Origin of the sequence: Burkholderia sp. THE68 (assembly GCF_009938265.1) — a bacterium.
Taxonomy (GTDB): domain Bacteria; phylum Pseudomonadota; class Gammaproteobacteria; order Burkholderiales; family Burkholderiaceae; genus Caballeronia.
This window is the reverse complement of sequence record NZ_AP022318.1, coordinates 190,817-207,973: the sequence shown is the minus strand read 5'-3', so window position 1 is coordinate 207,973 and position 17,157 is coordinate 190,817. Positions and strand designations below refer to the sequence as shown.

15 protein-coding genes and 1 riboswitch are annotated in these 17,157 nt (G+C 63.4%); of the genes, 8 read left to right on the top strand and 7 right to left on the bottom strand.

Going from position 1 to position 17,157, the window contains the following annotated elements; all coding sequences use genetic code 11:
* Nucleotides 1–280 precede the first annotated feature (280 nt).
* Nucleotides 281–1,528 carry a serine hydroxymethyltransferase gene (gene glyA, locus BTHE68_RS26930; protein WP_162069371.1) on the bottom strand — a complete coding sequence of 416 codons (1,248 nt, stop codon included), beginning with the start codon at nucleotides 1,526–1,528 and terminating at the stop codon, nucleotides 281–283.
* 266 nt (nucleotides 1,529–1,794) lie between these two features.
* A riboswitch (guanidine-I (ykkC/yxkD leader) is annotated at nucleotides 1,795–1,903 on the top strand.
* Between the two features lie 58 nt (nucleotides 1,904–1,961).
* Here glyA and BTHE68_RS26925 point away from each other — a divergent pair.
* The 7 genes from BTHE68_RS26925 (at nucleotide 1,962) to atzF (ending at nucleotide 11,607) form a co-directional block, all read left to right on the top strand.
* On the top strand, nucleotides 1,962–3,026 hold the full coding sequence (locus tag BTHE68_RS26925; protein ID WP_162069370.1) for a putative urea ABC transporter substrate-binding protein: 1,065 nt from the start codon (nucleotides 1,962–1,964) through the stop codon (nucleotides 3,024–3,026).
* 5 nt (nucleotides 3,027–3,031) lie between these two features.
* Nucleotides 3,032–3,856 carry an ABC transporter permease gene (locus BTHE68_RS26920; RefSeq protein ID WP_162069369.1) on the top strand — a complete coding sequence of 275 codons (825 nt, stop codon included), beginning with the start codon at nucleotides 3,032–3,034 and terminating at the stop codon, nucleotides 3,854–3,856.
* On the top strand, nucleotides 3,853–4,626 hold the full coding sequence (locus BTHE68_RS26915) for an ABC transporter ATP-binding protein (RefSeq protein ID WP_162069368.1): 774 nt from the start codon (nucleotides 3,853–3,855) through the stop codon (nucleotides 4,624–4,626). The genes BTHE68_RS26920 and BTHE68_RS26915 overlap by 4 nt, the downstream gene beginning before the upstream one ends.
* 14 nt (nucleotides 4,627–4,640) lie before the next feature.
* A complete protein-coding gene (locus tag BTHE68_RS26910) occupies nucleotides 4,641–5,348 on the top strand; it encodes an urea amidolyase associated protein UAAP1 (RefSeq protein WP_162069367.1) in 708 nt (235 codons plus the stop codon).
* Nucleotides 5,349–5,361: 13 nt separating this feature from the next.
* A complete protein-coding gene (locus tag BTHE68_RS26905; protein WP_162069366.1) occupies nucleotides 5,362–6,006 on the top strand; it encodes an urea amidolyase associated protein UAAP2 in 645 nt (214 codons plus the stop codon).
* Nucleotides 6,007–6,188: 182 nt separating this feature from the next.
* The gene (gene uca, locus BTHE68_RS26900) at nucleotides 6,189–9,776 is read left to right on the top strand and encodes an urea carboxylase (RefSeq protein WP_162069365.1); all 3,588 of its coding nucleotides are present in this window, start codon (nucleotides 6,189–6,191) and stop codon (nucleotides 9,774–9,776) included.
* 31 nt (nucleotides 9,777–9,807) lie between these two features.
* Nucleotides 9,808–11,607 carry an allophanate hydrolase gene (gene atzF, locus BTHE68_RS26895; RefSeq protein ID WP_162069364.1) on the top strand — a complete coding sequence of 600 codons (1,800 nt, stop codon included), beginning with the start codon at nucleotides 9,808–9,810 and terminating at the stop codon, nucleotides 11,605–11,607.
* Here the strand turns inward: atzF and BTHE68_RS26890 are convergent.
* Nucleotides 11,561–12,289 carry a GNAT family N-acetyltransferase gene (locus BTHE68_RS26890; protein ID WP_162069363.1) on the bottom strand — a complete coding sequence of 243 codons (729 nt, stop codon included), beginning with the start codon at nucleotides 12,287–12,289 and terminating at the stop codon, nucleotides 11,561–11,563. The two genes, atzF and BTHE68_RS26890, sit on opposite strands and share 47 nt — an antisense overlap.
* 92 nt (nucleotides 12,290–12,381) lie before the next feature.
* Between BTHE68_RS26890 and BTHE68_RS26885 the strand changes: the two genes are divergently transcribed.
* Nucleotides 12,382–13,359: a GlxA family transcriptional regulator gene (locus BTHE68_RS26885; protein ID WP_162069362.1), complete on the top strand. Its 978-nt coding sequence runs from the start codon at nucleotides 12,382–12,384 to the stop codon at nucleotides 13,357–13,359.
* A gap of 4 nt (nucleotides 13,360–13,363) precedes the next feature.
* Here BTHE68_RS26885 and BTHE68_RS26880 read toward each other — a convergent pair whose 3' ends face one another.
* The 5 genes from BTHE68_RS26880 to BTHE68_RS26860 all read right to left on the bottom strand — a co-directional run bounded on the left by BTHE68_RS26880 (nucleotide 13,364) and on the right by BTHE68_RS26860 (nucleotide 17,127).
* Entirely contained in the window at nucleotides 13,364–14,065 is a 702-nt protein-coding gene (locus BTHE68_RS26880) for an SDR family NAD(P)-dependent oxidoreductase (protein ID WP_162069361.1), read from the bottom strand.
* A 73-nt stretch (nucleotides 14,066–14,138) separates the two neighbouring features.
* Nucleotides 14,139–16,106, bottom strand: coding sequence for an alkyl/aryl-sulfatase (locus BTHE68_RS26875; protein WP_162069360.1), 1,968 nt, complete (start codon nucleotides 16,104–16,106; stop codon nucleotides 14,139–14,141).
* Nucleotides 16,107–16,277: 171 nt separating this feature from the next.
* Entirely contained in the window at nucleotides 16,278–16,535 is a 258-nt protein-coding gene (locus tag BTHE68_RS26870; protein ID WP_162069359.1) for a hypothetical protein, read from the bottom strand.
* 38 nt (nucleotides 16,536–16,573) lie between these two features.
* Nucleotides 16,574–16,831: a hypothetical protein gene (locus BTHE68_RS26865; protein WP_162069350.1), complete on the bottom strand. Its 258-nt coding sequence runs from the start codon at nucleotides 16,829–16,831 to the stop codon at nucleotides 16,574–16,576.
* A 38-nt stretch (nucleotides 16,832–16,869) separates the two neighbouring features.
* Entirely contained in the window at nucleotides 16,870–17,127 is a 258-nt protein-coding gene (locus tag BTHE68_RS26860) for a hypothetical protein (protein WP_162069349.1), read from the bottom strand.
* Nucleotides 17,128–17,157 lie beyond the last annotated feature (30 nt).

The following is a 17,157-nucleotide window of genomic DNA, read 5'->3' as shown; positions in this document are numbered from 1 at the left end:
ACGGCAGCGCGTAGCGCTGTGCCGAAGCTATTTCGTGCTGAACCAGTGCGCTTAAACAACCAGCCCGGCAGACCGTGCGCGGTCCAAGCCCGAGATGGCCTACGAGGGCACTCGCTACTGACGCCACGATCGACGAGAAGAACACTCAAATTGCGTGTGACCGCGGGCGTCTCGAGCTGCTTTCTTTGGTTACTTTCTTTGCAGCAGCAAAGAAAGTGACTGCCGCCCCGCACAGGGGCAACGCTAACAAACCTACACGCTAACGGGATCCGGCGAAACCTCAACCGTACACAGGAAAACGCTTCGTCAACTCGGCGACCTGCTCGCGAACACGCTCAAGATTCCCCGCATCTTCCGGGCTTTCCAGCACGTCGGCGATCAGATTCCCGACAATCTCCGCTTCCTTCACGCCGAAGCCGCGCGTCGTCATCGCGGGCGAGCCGAGCCGGATACCACTCGTGACGAAGGGCTTTTCCGGATCATTGGGAATCGCATTCTTGTTGACCGTGATATGCGCGGCGCCGAGCGCGGCTTCCGCAGCCTTGCCGGTGATCTTCTTCGCGCGGAGATCGACGAGCATCACATGGCTTTCGGTATGACCCGACACGATCCGCAAGCCGCGCTTCACGAGCGTTTCGGCCAGCACGCGCGCGTTGTCGACGACTTGCTGCTGATACGCCTTGAACTCCGGCGACAAAGCTTCCTTGAACGCGACAGCCTTCGCGGCGATCACATGCATCAGCGGGCCGCCCTGAATGCCGGGGAAGATCGCCGAGTTGATCTGCTTCTCGTACTCCGATTTCATCAGGATCACGCCGCCGCGCGGGCCGCGCAGGCTCTTGTGCGTCGTCGTGGTGACGAAATCGGCATGCGGCACCGGATTCGGATACACGCCCGCCGCGATGAGGCCCGCATAGTGCGCCATGTCGACCATCAGATACGCGCCGACGTTCTTCGCGATCTTCGCGAGCCGCTCGAAGTCGATCTTCAACGCAAACGCCGACGCGCCCGCGACGATCAGCTTCGGCTTGTGCTCGTTCGCAAGTTGCTCGGCCGCTTCGTAATCGATGTCCTCGGCTTCGGTCAGGCCGTAGCTCACCACGTTGAACCACTTGCCCGACATGTTGACCGGCGAGCCGTGCGTGAGGTGGCCGCCGTGCGCGAGGCTCAGGCCCATGATGGTGTCGCCGGGCTTGAGCATCGCGAAGAACACGCCCTGGTTCGCCTGCGAGCCGGAATTCGGCTGCACGTTCGCGCTTTCCGCGCCGAACAGTTGCTTCACGCGGTCGATGGCGAGTTGCTCGACCACATCGACGTATTCGCAACCGCCGTAGTAACGCTTGCCCGGATAGCCTTCCGCGTACTTGTTGGTGAGCTGCGAGCCTTGCGCGGCCATGACCGCCGGGCTGGTGTAGTTCTCCGACGCGATCAGCTCGATGTGATCTTCCTGACGGCGGTTTTCATCGGTGATGGCGGCCCAGAGTTCCGGATCGACGTTTTCAACGGTGCTGGCTGCGCGACTGAACATGATGGTTACCCAAGTGAGAGGAAAGCGGGTTGCTGCGGGAACGCGTGACTGTCCCGTATTCCATCGAAACCCGGCGCGCCCGGATAGAAGAATTGCGACATTCCACTGGAATGCGGGCACCCGTTTGGTGCGCCCGTGCGTAGGCGCATCGCGCGGGGCGCTTCGTATCTGTGCACGAATCCGCGTCCACGCCGCCGAACCCGCGTAATTACGGGCTTGGCACGCTTATCGCATTAAGCGTTTTCAGGAGTGGCAGTCACAATCTGGAAATGGACGACTAGGGTTCCGGTCCGCATCGATGTCCGATGCGCGATGCTGGTCCGAGAGTTGTCGACCTCAAGCGAGGTTACACGGCGGGACAAAAGCCCGGGAGAGAACGCGATGCGTCGCGCCGCTCCTGCCGTCGATAACCGCTTACTGCGAGGTCAACCTCATGCGCGTCCGCTTTCTCGCCGCAGCCGCCGTCGCTCTCTCTCTGTGCTTTTCCGCACCCTCGTACGCCCAGGCCCGCAAGGACTTCAAGGTCTGCTGGACCATCTACGCCGGCTGGATGCCGTGGGGCTACGCGAAGACGCAGGGCATCATGTCCAAATGGGCGAAGAAGTACGGCATCAATGTCGATGTCGTGCAGCTCAACGACTACATCGAATCGATCAATCAGTACACCGCCGGCAAGTTCGACGGCTGCGCGATGACCAACATGGACGCGCTCACCATTCCGGCGACAGGCGGCGTGGACAGCACGGCGTTGATCGTCAGCGATTACTCCAACGGCAACGACGGCGTGCTCGTCAAGGGCGCAGGCAAGAAGGTCGCCGATCTCAAGGGCCAGTCCGTCAATCTCGTCGAGCTTTCGGTTTCGCACTATCTGCTGGCGCGTGCGCTCGAATCGGCAGGCATGAGCGAGCGCGACATCAAGACCGTCAACACGTCCGATGCCGATATCTCCGGCGCGTTCGCGACGCCCGCCGTGCACAACGCCGTCACCTGGAACCCGATGCTCGCGGACCTGAAGGCGAAGCCCAACGTCACGCAGGTATTCGATTCGAGCCGCATTCCGGGCGAGATCATGGACATGATGGTCGTCAACACGAAGACGCTGCATGACAACCCGGCGCTCGGCAAGGCACTGACCGGCGCGTGGTTCGAGATCATGCAGACGATGCACGGCAATTCCACCGACAGCGAAGCCGCGCTCAGTTCGATGGCGAAGGCATCGGGCACCGACCTCGCCGGCTACAAGTCGCAGCTCTCGACCACCGCGCTCTTCTACACGCCGCAACAGGCGCTCGACTTCGCGACGAGCCCGGACATGCCGAAGATCATGACGCGCGTCGCGCAGTTCTCGTTCGATCACGGCCTGCTCGGCAAGGGCGCGCCGAACGCGGGCGCGGTCGGCATGGCGTTCGACAACAACGTGATCGTCGGCAGCAAGAGCAATCTGAAGCTGCGCTTCGATCCGACGTATGTACGCATGGCCGCGCAAGGCAAGCTGTGAACGCCATGCGGCTCATCAACCGACACCCCGGCCGCACCGGCAGTCTGATGCTGTTGCTGCTGCCGTTCATCGTGCTCGTTGCGGTGTACTTCACCGGCTCGTCGCTGCGCCTGCAGGCGAACCCCGACGACAAGCTGTTGCCGTCCGCCGCGCAGATGAAGAGCGCACTCGACGAATACGCGTTCACCGAAGACAAGCGCACCGGCGAATACCTGATGCTGAGCGACACGTTATCGAGCATGAAGCGGCTCGGCATCGGGCTCGCCGCGAGCGCGGCCATCGCGCTCGTGTTCGGCATCGTGACGGGCGCGATTCCGCTCGCGGGGGCGACGCTGTCGCCGTTCATCACGGTCATATCGATGATCCCGCCACTCGCCGTTCTGCCGATTCTCTTCATCGTGTTCGGTCTCGATGAACTGTCGAAGGTCGTGCTGATCGTGATCGGCATCACGCCGATGATGATCCGCGATCTGCACCAGCGCACGCGCGAGATTCCCGAGGAACTGTGGATCAAGGCGCAAACGCTCGGCGCATCGAGCTGGACGCTGATTCTGCGCGTGATCGTGCCGCAATTGCTGCCGCGTCTTCTGATCGCGCTGCGGCTCGCGTTGTGCTCCGCGTGGCTGTTCCTGATCGCGGCGGAAGCGATCGCGTCGACGGACGGTCTCGGCTATCGCATCTTTCTCGTGCGCCGTTACCTCGCTATGGATGTGATCCTGCCGTACGTCGCGTGGATCACGCTGCTCGCATGGCTCATCGACGAAGCGCTGCGCCGTCTCACGCAATGGGCGTTCCCCTGGTATCAGGAAGGTCGCGGAGGCCGCGCATGATCGAGATCCGCAACCTGTGGAAGCAGTACGGCGATCAGGTCGTGCTGGAGCGGCTCAATCTGCGCATCGCGCAAGGCGAGTTCTGTTCGATGGTCGGCGCATCGGGCTGCGGCAAGTCGACCTTTCTGCGCATGCTGCTCGGTCAGGAACGCCCGACGCGCGGCGAGATCCTGCTCGACGGTGAGCCGTTGCCGGGCGAGCCCGATGCGCATCGCGGCGTCGTGTTCCAGCGCTATTCGGTGTTCCCGCATCTGACCGTGCTGCGCAACGTGATGCTCGGGCTCGAACTGCCGCATGCGCGTTTCACGGGACGGTTGTTCGGCGCGCGCAGGCGGCTTGCACGCGATGAAGCCGTCGCGATGCTCGCGCGCGTCGGCCTTGCCGATTCGCTCGACAAGTATCCGCATCAACTCTCGGGCGGCATGCAGCAGCGCCTCGCACTCGCGCAGGCGCTCGTGATGAAGCCGCGCGTGCTGTTGCTGGACGAACCTTTCGGCGCGCTCGATCCGGGCATCCGCCGCGACATGCACGAACTGCTGACCGGCCTCTGGCGTGAAGCGAAGCTGACGGTCTTCATGGTCACGCATGACCTGAAGGAAGGCTTCACGCTTGGCAGCCGCGTGCTCGTGTTCGACAAGGTACGCATCGACCCGCAAGCGCCGCAGGCGTACGGCGCGCGCATCACTTACGACATTCCGCTCGAACGCAACGGCGCGCGCGAACCGCATGGCGCGACGGAGATTCCGCCATTGCTCGCCGTGCCGGCATGAAAGGACCCATACACATGAACGAAATCCTGCTCGAAGAATCGATTCCCGGCGGCGCCCATGCGTCGCTGATCGTGAAGCGCGGCCAGTTGCTGCGCATCACCGATGTTCGCGGCGGCGCGAACGTCGCCATGCTGCTTTTCAATGCCGCTGAAAAGAGCGAACGCCTGAACCTTCCCGACACGCTCAAGTGTCAGCACACCGCGAAGCTGACGCGCGGCCATTGCCTCTATTCCGACATGGGCCGCGTGCTCGCCGCGATCGTCGCGGATACGTGCGGATGGCATGACAGCCTCGCCGGAGTATCGAATGCGGCGGAAGTGTTCGAGAAGTACGGCGAGGGCCGCTATCAGGAATTGCGCAACGCGTTCTATCGCAATGGCACGGATAACCTGCTCGTCGAACTCGGCAAATGGGGACTCGGCATCGCGGATCTGGTGATGACGCTGAATCTCTTCAGCCGCGTCGATGTGACGGAAGCGGGCGCGTTGAACTTCGTTCAGGGCAATTCGCAAGCGGGCGACTTCATCGAACTGTATGCGCCGATGAACACGCTCGTCGTGCTCACCGCAATCCAGCATCCGCTCGATCCGAATCCCGAATACGCGCCGAAGCCGGTGAAGCTCACGTTGAGCCACGCGAGCGCAACAGTCGCGGAAATCTGCCGCACGTCGTGCGATGAAAATGCACGCGGCTTCACCAACACCGAACGATTCTTTCTCTGAGCGAGGGACGCGCATGACGACATCCACACTCACTGCCAGCACGCGCGACGTAGCCGACGCGATCTTTCGCGAGACCTTGCCCGCGGGCGAACCGTGGCTCAAGGAGTTGAAGGCGGGCCACACGCTGCGCATTCGCGACGTCGAAGGCAATCAGGCCATCGACACGCTCTTCTACAGCGCAGCCGATCCGCGCGAACGCTACGACGCGCAACGCACGCTGCGCCGCCAGCAAAGCCTCTATCTGACGACGGGCACCGTGCTCTATTCGAATCTCGGCAATCCGCTGCTGACGATCGTCGCGGATACGTGCGGGCGGCACGACACGCTCGGCGGCGCGTGCGCGCAGGAAAGCAACACGGTGCGCTATGCGCTGGAGAAGCGCTATATGCACAGTTGCAGAGACAACTATCTGCGCGCCTGCGCGCACGACGGGCGGCTTTCCAAGCGCGACATCGCCGCGAACATCAACTTCTTCATGAACGTGCCGGTGACGTCCGAAGGCGGTCTCACGTTCGAGGACGGCATTTCCGGCGCGGGTAAGTACGTGGAGCTGCGCGCGGAGATGGACGTGATCGTGCTGATCTCGAACTGCCCGCAACTGAACAATCCGTGCAACGCGTATAACCCGACTCCGGCGGAGCTGACGATATGGAACTGAACACTCTCCGCCGCTGGCTCTACACGTTGATGAAAGCGCGCGCGCAACGTCTGCTGTCGATCGATCGCCGCCTCAAGCAATAAAAAACGCACCAAGCGCACTGAAGGCCGACCTGCCGGGGACGACCCCGGCATGCATGCTCACGTGGCGGGACGGCCCGCCCACGCATTGAACATCCACTCATGTTCGACAAAGTCCTTATCGCGAATCGCGGCGCGATCGCCTGCCGCATTCTGCGCACGCTGCGCGCGCTCGACGTTCAAGGCGTCGCCGTCTATAGCGAAGCGGATCGCGCGAGCCGCCACGTCAGTCTCGCCGATACCGCTTGCAGCCTCGGCGACGGCGCCGCGAGCGTCACGTATCTCGACATCGCGAAGATTCTCGCCATCGCGCGCGAACAAGGCGTGCAGGCGATCCATCCGGGCTACGGCTTTCTGTCGGAGAATGCCGCGTTCGCCGAAGCGTGCGACGCGGCCGGCATCGCGTTCATCGGACCGACGCCCGCGCAATTGCGCGCCTTCGGCCTGAAGCACACGGCGCGCGCGATCGCCGCCGAACAGGGCGTGCCGATGCTCGAAGGCACGGGCCTGCTCGATGACATCGACGCCGCGCTGAACGCGGCGCAGCACATCGGTTATCCGGTGATGCTGAAAAGCACGGCGGGCGGCGGCGGCATCGGCATGCGCGTATGCCGTTCCGACGACGAACTCGCCGCGCAGTTCGATATCGTCAGGCGTCTCGGGCAGAACAATTTCAGCGACGCGGGCGTGTTCATCGAGAAGTACATCGAGCGCGCGCGCCATCTCGAAGTGCAGATGTTCGGCGATGGCAAGGGCGCGGCCATCGCGCTCGGCGTGCGCGATTGCTCCGTGCAGCGGCGCAACCAGAAAGTGCTCGAAGAAACGCCCGCGCCGAATCTGCCCGACGGCATGGAGGCGGCGCTTTGCGAGGCCGCGATTCGCCTTGCGCAGGCGGTGTCGTATCGCTCGGCGGGCACGGTCGAATTCGTCTACGACAGCGACGCCGCACGCTTTTATTTCCTCGAAGTGAACACACGCCTGCAAGTCGAGCACGGCGTGACGGAACAGGTGTGGGGCGTCGATCTGGTGCGCTGGATGATCGAACTCGCAGCGGGCACGTTGCCGCCGCTCGATCTGCTTTCGCGCGATCTCGAACCGCGCGGCCACGCGATTCAGGCGCGTCTTTACGCGGAAGATCCGGGCCGCGATTTCAAGCCCTGTCCGGGGCTGCTGACGGACGTGTCGTTTCCTTGCGCCGATGGCCGTGCGTTGCGCATCGATACATGGATCGATGCCGGCTGCGAAGTGCCGCCGTGGTTCGATCCGATGCTCGCGAAGCTGATCGCGTGGCAACCGACGCGCGATGCGGCGCGCCACGCGCTCGACGCCGCGCTGGACGCGACGCGCATCTACGGCGTCGAAACGAATTGCGGCTATCTGCGGCAGATTCTCGCGGACACGCCGTTCGCCAGCGGCCATCCGTGGACGCGCTGTCTCGAAGGCCTGCGCTATCGTGCATCGACAGTCGAAGTGCTGAGCGGCGGCACACAGACGACGGTGCAGGACTATCCGGGCCGTCAGGGTTACTGGGCCGTGGGCGTGCCGCCTTCGGGCCCGATGGACGATCGCGCGCTGCGCCTCGGCAATCGCCTGCTCGGCAACCCCGACGATGCCGCCGCGCTCGAAATCACCATGAGCGGTCCGACGCTGCGCTTCAATACCGATGCCGTCGTCACGGTGACCGGCGCGACGCTGCCCGTCATGCTCGACGACATCGCGCAACCGATGAACACGACGCTCTTCGTCGCGGCCGGCTCGACGCTCGCGCTCGGCACGATTCGCGGCGCGGGGGCGCGCGCGTATCTGTGCGTGCGTGACGGACTGGATGTCGCGCGCTATCTCGGCAGCCGCAGCACGTTCACGCTCGGCCAGTTCGGCGGCCACGGCGGGCGCGCATTGCGTGCGGGCGATGTGCTGCATCTTCACGCGCTGTCGGATCGCGAAGCGGGCGCGCGCTTGCCCGATTCGCTCGCGCAGCATCTGGACGATGTGCGCGTGCTGCGAGTGATCTACGGCCCGCACGGCGCGCCCGAGTACTTCCGTGCGAGCTATATCGAGCGCTTCTTCGAGACCGACTGGGAAGTCCATTTCAATTCGAGCCGCACGGGGGTGCGCCTCATCGGTCCGAAGCCGGAATGGGCGCGCGCCGATGGCGGCGAAGCGGGCCTGCATCCGTCGAACATTCACGATAATCCGTATGCCGTCGGCGCGATCGATTTCACTGGCGACATGCCCGTCATCCTCGGTCCGGACGGGCCGAGCCTCGGCGGTTTCGTCTGTCCCGTCACGGTGATCGAAGCAGACCTGTGGCGCATCGGCCAGTTGAAGGCGGGCGACAAGGTGCGCTTCGTGCCCGTCGACATCGCGACGGCGCGTGCGTCGGCGGTGGCGTGGCAGGAGAGCGCGACTGCGACGCGCGCAGCGCCATCGCCAATGCAATCTCCGGTCGTATTGAACATCGGCGAAGGCGATGAGCGTCTCGTCGCGCGTCTCTCGGGCGACACGCATCTGCTGCTCGAAATCGGGCCGTCCGAACTCGATCTCGTGCTGCGCTTTCGCGGACACGCGCTGATGCAGTCGCTCGAAGCGTTGCAGTTGCCCGGCGTCGTCGATCTGACGCCCGGCATCCGTTCCTTGCAGATTCACTATCAGCCGGAACGATTGCCGCTCGATAGCTTGCTCGGCCATGTCGCGAAGACCTGGGACAGCGTGCTGCTGCAAAAGGATTTGCGCGTGCCGTCGCGCATCGTGCATCTGCCGCTGTCGTGGGACGATCCCGCGTGCCGGCTCGCCATCGACAAATACATGACCACCGTGCGCAAGGACGCGCCGTGGTGCCCGAGCAATCTGGAGTTCATTCGCCGCATCAACGGGCTCGATTCGATCGATGACGTGAAACGCGTCGTCTTCGATGCAAGCTATCTCGTGATGGGCCTCGGCGATGTCTATCTCGGCGCGCCGGTCGCAACGCCGCTCGATCCGCGCCATCGCCTGGTGACGACGAAGTACAACCCGGCGCGCACGTGGACGGCGGAGAACTCGGTCGGCATCGGCGGCGCGTATCTGTGCGTGTACGGCATGGAAGGGCCGGGCGGATATCAGTTCGTCGGACGCACGTTGCAGATGTGGAACCGCTATCGCGAAGTCGCGGATTTCGCGGGCCGTCCGTATCTGTTGCGCTTCTTCGACCAGATCCGCTTCTACGAGGTCTCCGCCGACGAACTGCTGCGCATCCGTGAGGCGTTTCCGCTCGGGCGTCATCCTTTGAAGATCGAGGAGACAGAGTTGTCTCTCGCGGACTATCAGGCGTTTCTCGATCGCGAAGCGGATGGCATCGCGCAGTTTCGCGCGCATCAGCAAGAGGCGTTCGAAGCGGAGCGCCAGCGCTGGCACGAAGCGGGCAGCGATGAAACCGCACTCGATGCGCCCGTTGCCGCCGAAGCGGACATCGCGCCGCTCGCCGATGGCCAGATCGCCGTCGACAGCGAAATCGCGGGCAATCTATGGCAGGTGCGCGTCGAGCGTGGCGCGAGCGTCGAAGCGGGCGACGTGCTCGTCGTCATCGAATCGATGAAGATGGAGATCTCCGTCATCGCGCCGTGCGCGGGCACGGTCGGCGAGATTCATGTCGCGCCGGGCGCGTCGGTGCGCGCGGGACAGCGCGTCGCCGTGATCGAACAGCGCGCGTGACGCACTTCATACCAACAAGGAATCATCGGACATGGATTCATTCGACCTGCGTCTTTCCGCCTTGCGCGCCGCGTATCGCGAAGGCCGCGCGACGCCGCGCGCGCTGATCGGCACGTTGCGCACGCGCGCCGCGAAGCTCAACCCCGACTATCGGCTTTTCATTCATCTGCTGGGCGATGACGAAATCGAACCTTATCTCGCCGCGCTCGACGCACGCGACATCGATTCGCTGCCGCTCTACGGCGTGCCGTTCGCGATCAAGGACAACATCGATCTCGCGGGTGTGCCGACGACCGCCGCGTGTCCCGCGTTCGCCTACACGCCGAACGAGTCCGCGACGCTCGTCGCGCGCCTGATCGCGCTCGGCGCGGTGCCCATCGGCAAGACGAATCTCGACCAGTTCGCGACCGGCCTGAACGGCACGCGCTCGCCTTACGGCAAGTGCCGCAACAGCGTGCTGGCCGACTATCCGTCGGGTGGATCGAGCGCGGGATCGTCGCTGGCTGTCGCGCTCGGCGTCGCGAGCTTCGCGCTCGGCACCGATACGGCCGGCTCGGGCCGCGTGCCCGCCGCGTTGAACAATCTCTTCGGCATGAAGGGGACGAAGGGCCTGCTGTCGACGGCGGGCGTCGTGCCCGCGTGCCGCACGCTCGATTGCGTGACGTATTTCACGGCGACCGCAAGCGAGGCGAGCACGCTGCTCGCGCTCACGGCAGGCCACGATCCCGCCGATGCCTACAGCCGCGCGAATCCGCAATGGAACGATGGCGCGGCGTTCGGCAAGGTCGCGCGTTTTCGTTTCGGCGTGCCGCGCCAGCTCGAATTCGCCGGTTGCAATGAAAGCCCCGCGCTCTTCGCCGACGCGCGCGCCGCGCTCGAAGCGATCGGCGGCGAGGCGGTCGACATCGACTTCGCGCCGTTCGTCGAAGCGGCGCGCCTGCTCTACGAAGGGCCGTGGGTCGCCGAGCGCTATAGCGTCGCGGGCGCGCTGCTGGAAGCGCAGCCCGATGCCGTGCTGCCCGTGATCCGCGATGTGCTCGCGAAAGCGCCCGGCACGACGGCCGTCGATGCGTTCCGCGCGCAGTACAGATTGCAGGCGTTGAAGCAGCGTTGCGACGCGGTTCTCGCGGATCTCGATTGCGTGCTGACGCCATCGATTCCGCGCCCGGTCACGCTCGCCGAACTGGAGCGCGATCCGATCGGCGCGAACTCATTGCTTGGGCATTACACGAATTTCATGAACCTGCTCGACTACGCCGCCGTCGCGATGCCCGCGGGGTTCATGCGCAACGGCCTGCCGTGGGGCGTGACGCTGTTCGGTCGCGCCTTCACCGATCAATATCTTCTGAGCGTCGCCGATGCGCTGCATCGCAGACTCGCCGTGCCGCTCGTCGGCGGTGCGTCGAACGACACCGATACGCCCGCGCACGCCGCGCGCGGCGACCGCATGAAGCTTGTCGTGTGCGGCGCGCATCTCGCGGGTTTGCCGCTGAACGGGCAGTTGACCACGCGTGGCGCGCGCCTCGTCGAAGCGACGGCGAGCGCGCCGCGTTACCGGCTGTACGCGCTCGCGGGTGGTGCCATCGCGAGGCCCGGCATGATGCGCGATGAAGCGAACGGCGCAGAGATCGCGCTCGAAGTGTGGGAGATGCCGGGCGCGGAGATCGGCTCGTTCCTCGCGGGTATTCCCGCGCCGCTCGCGCTCGGCAAGGTCGAGCTGGCGGATGGGCGCTGGGAAACCGGCTTCGTGTGCGAGGCGTATGCGCTCGAAGGCGCTGTCGATATCACGCGCTATGGCGGCTGGCGGGCGTGGCTGGATCGGCATGCATGACTTGAGTGAGCGCGAACGCGTGGCGCAGTTCGAAGCCGAGCCGCTCGTACACGCCGATCGCGCTTTCGTTGTGACTGAACACGTGCAGGAAGGGCGTGGCGCCGCGTAGCCCGATTTCCCTGCGCAGGATGTTCATGAGCCTGCCGGAGAGACCGCGTCCGCGACAGCGCTCATCCACGCAGACGGCGCTGATTTCGACATAGCCGTCGATGCACATGCGTTCGCCCGCCATCGCGATGAGCTCCCCGTGCTCGCGAATCCCGATGTACCGGCCCATCTCGTGCGTGCGCCTGCCGAAAGGGCCGGGCCGCGTTCTTTGCACGAGCGCGAGCATGTCGTCCACGTCGGCACTGCCGAGATGCATCACGTCGCTGTCGTCCGTGCTGTGCGTGAAGGGCTGCGTCGCGATCATCTGATGAATCGTGCCGACGCGCTTCGCCTGCAATGAGTCGATATCGATGCTCGCGGGCGCATCCGACGACAGAATGGCGACCTGTTCATTCGGCTGCAACAGCGCGTGCAGCGCGCGCCAGGCGTCCGGCGTGTCCGCCGCGATCGCTGCGAACGGCGCGACATCGGGATGAAAGCGCCGCGCGAGCGTGTCGCCGAGGCCGAGATGACGCTGCTGCGTGGTGAGCGCGGTCCAGATCGGACGGTCGAGGGCGTGCTGTGGCGAATTCATGGCGGCTCCTTGGATCGGAATGTGGATCACTGTAGACAGAAGAGGCGGTCGGGGCTATTGTCGGAAATGACATTTTTAGAATCATTTACGCCATGCGACTTACGGTCCTCGCCCTCGACGGCGTATTCGACACCGCGCTCTGCGCCGTGCTCGACGCGTTCACCACCGCGAACGAACTGGCCGCGATGTCGGAGCCTGGCAGCAGTCCGCGCTTCGAGATCGAACTGATCGGCATGCGGCGCGACGTGCACAGCGCGCTCGGCATGCGCGTGCCGGTCAAGCCGGTGAGCATGATGACGCGCCCCGACTGGCTGATCGTGCCGGCGCCCGGCACCAAGATGCCCGCGCAATTGCTGCCGGCGCTCGCGCGCCGCGATGTGATCGACGCGATGGAGCTGCTCGCGCACCATCACGCGGATGGCGTGAAGATCGCGGCGGCGTGCATCGGCACCTTCGTGCTGGCGGAATCCGGCCTGCTGGACGATCACGAGGCGACCACGAGCTGGTGGCTCGCGCCGCTGTTTCGGCAGCGCTATCCGGCGGTGCGTCTCGACAGCGCGCGCATGCTGGTGCCGTCGGGCGAGTTCGCGACGGCGGGCGCCGCGATGGGGCATCTCGATCTCGCGCTCTGGCTGATGAATCAGGCGAGTCCCGCACTCGCGGCGACCGTGGCGCGCTATCTGCTGGTGGATGCGCGGCCTTCGCAGGCGCCTTACATGATTCCGGATCATCTGGCGCGCGCGGACCCGATGGTCGAGCGCTTCGAGCGCTGGGCACGCGCGCGGCTTGCGCAGGGCTTTTCGCTCGATGCCGCCGCGCATGCGCTCGCAACCAGCACGCGCACGCTGCAACGCCGCATCGAGGCGGTCCTCGGCAAGTCGCCGCTGTCGTATTTCCAGGATCTGCGCGTCGAGCGGGCCGTGCATCTGCTGCGCACGAGCCGGCTCGATATCGAGGCCATCGCCGCCGAAGTGGGTTATGTCGACGGCGCGACGCTGCGCACGTTGTTGCGTCGGCGGCTGGGGCGCGGCGTGAAGGAGATACGGGCGGGCAGCGCCGACGCGATGTGACGCTTCAGAACTTTTCCACCCACGGCCGCAATTCGATTTCCGATGTCCACGCGCTGCGATGCTGACGCAGCACATCGATATAACTCTGCGCGATCGCATCGGGGTCGAGCGTGCTGTCGGGCGCGTCCGCCGGATCGGCGCGATGCGCGGCGCGCACGCCGCCGTCGATGACGAAGTGCGCGACATGAATCCCCTTCGGCATCAGTTCGCGCGCGGCGCTCTGCGCGAGGCCGCGCAACGCGAACTTGCCCATTGCGAACGGCGCGGACAGCGCGAAGCCCTTGACGCCCGCAGTCGCGCCCGTCAACAGGATCGCGCCCTTCGCTGCGGGAACCATGCGTTTGGCCGCCTGCTGGACCGTGTAGAACGCGCCGAGCGCCGTCACGGCGAGCGCCTTGCCGACCTCCGCCGCATCGAGTTCGGCGATGGGCCCGCGCACGCGTCCGCTCGCGTTGTAGATCACGATTTCGGGCGCGCCGATGCGGGCGTCGGTTTCGGCAAACAGCGCTTCGATCTCGCCGGCCTCGGATGCATCGACGGGCAGCGCGATGGCGCCGGTTTCATCGACCAGCGCCGAGAGCTTGTCGATGTTGCGCGCGGCGATGACGACCGGAATGTTCTCGGCGCGCAGACGCCGCGTGAGCGCGCCGCTGATGCCGGGTCCGGCGCCGATGATGAGGGCGCTGCGGTAAGGAAGAGTGCTCATGGCTTCACGCTCGGAAGGGAGACGAAGCCGATGATAACCGCGGCGCGAAATCGGCGCGCAATCGACGAATCGATCAGGGTTCGCTGATCGTGAACCAGAAATCGAACTTGTCGAACAGAGCCAGCATGTCGTTGAACTTCTGGCGATCGCCGTCGATCTTGACCTGTCCGCTATCGGCAAGATTGCCGAGCTTCAGTTTGCCGAGCGCGATGTCGTCCAGCGTCGTACGATCGAGCGTGATCGTCGCATCGGCATTTTGCAGGGTTTTGCCCTTGCCATAGTTCATCACGCCGTCTTCGACGGTCAGGGAATAGTTTTCCTTGATATCCGGAAAGATGACGTTGAAGGCGTAATGCTTGTCGCCGGCGCGCGGTCCGTTGAGATGGATCGCAAGGAAGTCGAGGAACATTTCGGTGGTCATGCCTCGAATGATGTCCGGAGACGAGGTATTTGGCGTCGCCATTTTTTTGACGCCGCCGCGCAGTTCCTGTGCGCCGCTCAAATAGAAATTGCGCGCCGGGCCGGATTCGGCCTGATAGCCGAGCTGTTCGAGCGCGTCCGCTTCGAGCTGTCTCGCTGCCTGATTGTTCGGCTGGGCGAATACGAGCTTGTTCGTGATCGTGGCCGCCCATCGATAATCGCCTTTGGCGAATGCTTCGCGCGCGTTGGCGAGTATCTTGTCGGCCCCGATCAACTCGACGTATTTCTTCGCCTCGTCCGTTGGCGGCAGAGGATCGAAGTCGGCAGGGTTGCCGTCCCACCATCCGAGATAAAGCTGATAAGTCGCGCGCACGTTGTGTTTCAGGTTGCCGTAATAGCCCCGGTTATAGAATTCCTTTGCAAGCGAATCGGGCAACACGAACTGCTCCGCGATTTCGTGCATGGTGAGGCCTTGGTTCGCCATGCGCAGAGTCTGGTCATTGATGTACTTGTAGAGATCGCGCTGCTTTTTCAGATGCTCGACCACGCGATCATTACCCCATTGCGGCCAATGGTGACTGCCGAACGAAACCTGCGCGTCGTTGCCCCAGAGATCGATGGTCTGATCGAGGTAATACGCCCATTTCTGCGCGCTTCGTACTTTCGCGCCGCGTAGCGTCAGGATGTTGTGCAAGGTGTGATTACCGTCTTCCGCCAGATCGATTGCCTTGAACTGAGGGAAATAGAACATCATCTCCGCTGGCGCTTCGGTGCCGGGAGCCATCTGAAACACGATATCGACGCCGTCGATCGTCATTTTCTCGCCGGTCTTCTTGATCAGATTGCTCGGTTCGAACAGTGTGATCGACCCGGCAGCCGTAGTCAGGCCGAGACCACCGCCGACATTGCCGCGCGGGTCCTTCGGCAACAGGTTGCCGTACATGTACGATGCGCGCCGGCTCATGACGTTGCCGGCAAACACGTTCTCACTGACGGCTTCCTCCATGAAACCGTCAGGCGCCACCACGGGAATCTTTCCGGAGCGCACATCCTTTTCATCGACGATACCGCGAATGCCCGCGAAGTGATCGACGTGACTATGAGTGAAGATGACACCCGTGACAGGAAGCCGCTCGACCTTTTCGTTGATCAGGTCATACGCTGCTTTTGCGGTTTCAGCGGAGGTCAGCACGTCGACGACGACCCAGCCCGTTTTTCCGCGTATGAACGTGATATTCGCGAGGTCGATATTTCGGACCTGATAAATGCCGTCGACGACCTTGAACAGTCCGTGCGACGCAAGGATTTGCGACTGACGCCAGAGACTGGGATTAACGGTCGCGGGCGTCTCCGTGGTCGATTTCAGAAAATCATACTGCGAAAGATCGATAACGACGTTGCCCGTTTGTCCCTTTATTACCGGACTCGGCAGATCGGCGATGAAGCCGCGTCGTGAGTCATCGAAATCACGCCGGTCGCTGAAATCGAGGTAATTGCGAAGTTTATCGTTCGCCTGTATGGTCGCGGCCGTTGCGCCTTTGGGCGCTTGAGCCAGTGCACCGAGCGGAGCGGCGGCGGACGCCAGCAGGCAGAATCCCGCGATGAGAGTTGCAGCGCGCATCGAATCACCTCTGCGGAGTGTCACTCATTGAATTCCGAATGGAATGTCCGCAAAGCGATATCACTACTTACGTCGACTTTCAAGCAGCTTGTTATTTAATGGTGTCGAGACAAGTGATTCGTGAGAGGAGAAGGAAGCGCAATTGTTCCTTCTCCTGTCGACGGTGCTACTTCAGGCCTTCACGCCATGCAGGAGGCTGCCGATGGCATCGATCGATTTCGTGACGTTCGTCAGATCGACCTTCGTGTATTGCGATGCGTCGACCTGAGTCACCGGTGCGACGTTGATTTGCGGGCTGGCGAACGAGAAGCCGCTCACCGAGTTGGAGTTGATGCCGTTGTTCTGGAAGATGCTCGCGCCGCCGACGATGGCGCCCATTTCTGCGCGACCGAGTTCTTTGCTGACTGCGAGGTTGTCGATTTTCAACATGATGGTTCTCCGGATGACTTGAATGAATGGATGAGGGTTTAGAGCTTCACGCCGCCGAGCAGGCTGCCGACAGCATCGAGCGACTTCGTGATGTTCTTCACGTCGACGTCGGTGTGTTGCGAGGCATCGACTTGCGTCACCGGAGCGACGTTGGTCTGCGGGCTGGCGAACGAGAAGCCGCCGTTGTAGTTGGAGTTGATGCCGTTGTTCTGGAAGATGCTCGCGCCGCCGACGATGGCGCCCATTTCTGCACGGCCGAGTTCTTTGCTGACTGCGAGGTTGTCGATCTTCAACATGATGGTTCTCCGGATGACTTGAATGGATGGATGAGGGTTTAGAGCTTCACGCCTTCGAGCACGCTGCCAACCGACGTCAGCGACTTCGTGATGTTCGTCAGATCGACGTTCGTGTGCGTCGAGGCATCGACTTGCGTCACCGGAGCGACGTTGGTTTGCGGGCTGGCGAACGAGAAGCCGCCGTTGTAGTTGGAGTTGATGCCGTTGTTCTGGAAGATGCTCGCGCCGCCGACGATAGCGCCCATTTCTGCACGGCCGAGTTCTTTGCTGACTGCGAGGTTGTCGATCTTCAACATGATGGTTCTCCTGAGGACTTGAATGAATGG

Coding starts and splice junctions, on each gene's coding strand:
- glyA (WP_162069371.1), bottom strand. CDS start 1,528: ATGTTCAGTCGCGCAGCCAGCACCGTTGAAAACGTCGATCCGGAACTC.
- BTHE68_RS26925 (WP_162069370.1), top strand. CDS start 1,962: ATGCGCGTCCGCTTTCTCGCCGCAGCCGCCGTCGCTCTCTCTCTGTGC.
- BTHE68_RS26920 (WP_162069369.1), top strand. CDS start 3,032: ATGCGGCTCATCAACCGACACCCCGGCCGCACCGGCAGTCTGATGCTG.
- BTHE68_RS26915 (WP_162069368.1), top strand. CDS start 3,853: ATGATCGAGATCCGCAACCTGTGGAAGCAGTACGGCGATCAGGTCGTG.
- BTHE68_RS26910 (WP_162069367.1), top strand. CDS start 4,641: ATGAACGAAATCCTGCTCGAAGAATCGATTCCCGGCGGCGCCCATGCG.
- BTHE68_RS26905 (WP_162069366.1), top strand. CDS start 5,362: ATGACGACATCCACACTCACTGCCAGCACGCGCGACGTAGCCGACGCG.
- uca (WP_162069365.1), top strand. CDS start 6,189: ATGTTCGACAAAGTCCTTATCGCGAATCGCGGCGCGATCGCCTGCCGC.
- atzF (WP_162069364.1), top strand. CDS start 9,808: ATGGATTCATTCGACCTGCGTCTTTCCGCCTTGCGCGCCGCGTATCGC.
- BTHE68_RS26890 (WP_162069363.1), bottom strand. CDS start 12,289: ATGAATTCGCCACAGCACGCCCTCGACCGTCCGATCTGGACCGCGCTC.
- BTHE68_RS26885 (WP_162069362.1), top strand. CDS start 12,382: ATGCGACTTACGGTCCTCGCCCTCGACGGCGTATTCGACACCGCGCTC.
- BTHE68_RS26880 (WP_162069361.1), bottom strand. CDS start 14,065: ATGAGCACTCTTCCTTACCGCAGCGCCCTCATCATCGGCGCCGGACCC.
- BTHE68_RS26875 (WP_162069360.1), bottom strand. CDS start 16,106: ATGCGCGCTGCAACTCTCATCGCGGGATTCTGCCTGCTGGCGTCCGCC.
- BTHE68_RS26870 (WP_162069359.1), bottom strand. CDS start 16,535: ATGTTGAAAATCGACAACCTCGCAGTCAGCAAAGAACTCGGTCGCGCA.
- BTHE68_RS26865 (WP_162069350.1), bottom strand. CDS start 16,831: ATGTTGAAGATCGACAACCTCGCAGTCAGCAAAGAACTCGGCCGTGCA.
- BTHE68_RS26860 (WP_162069349.1), bottom strand. CDS start 17,127: ATGTTGAAGATCGACAACCTCGCAGTCAGCAAAGAACTCGGCCGTGCA.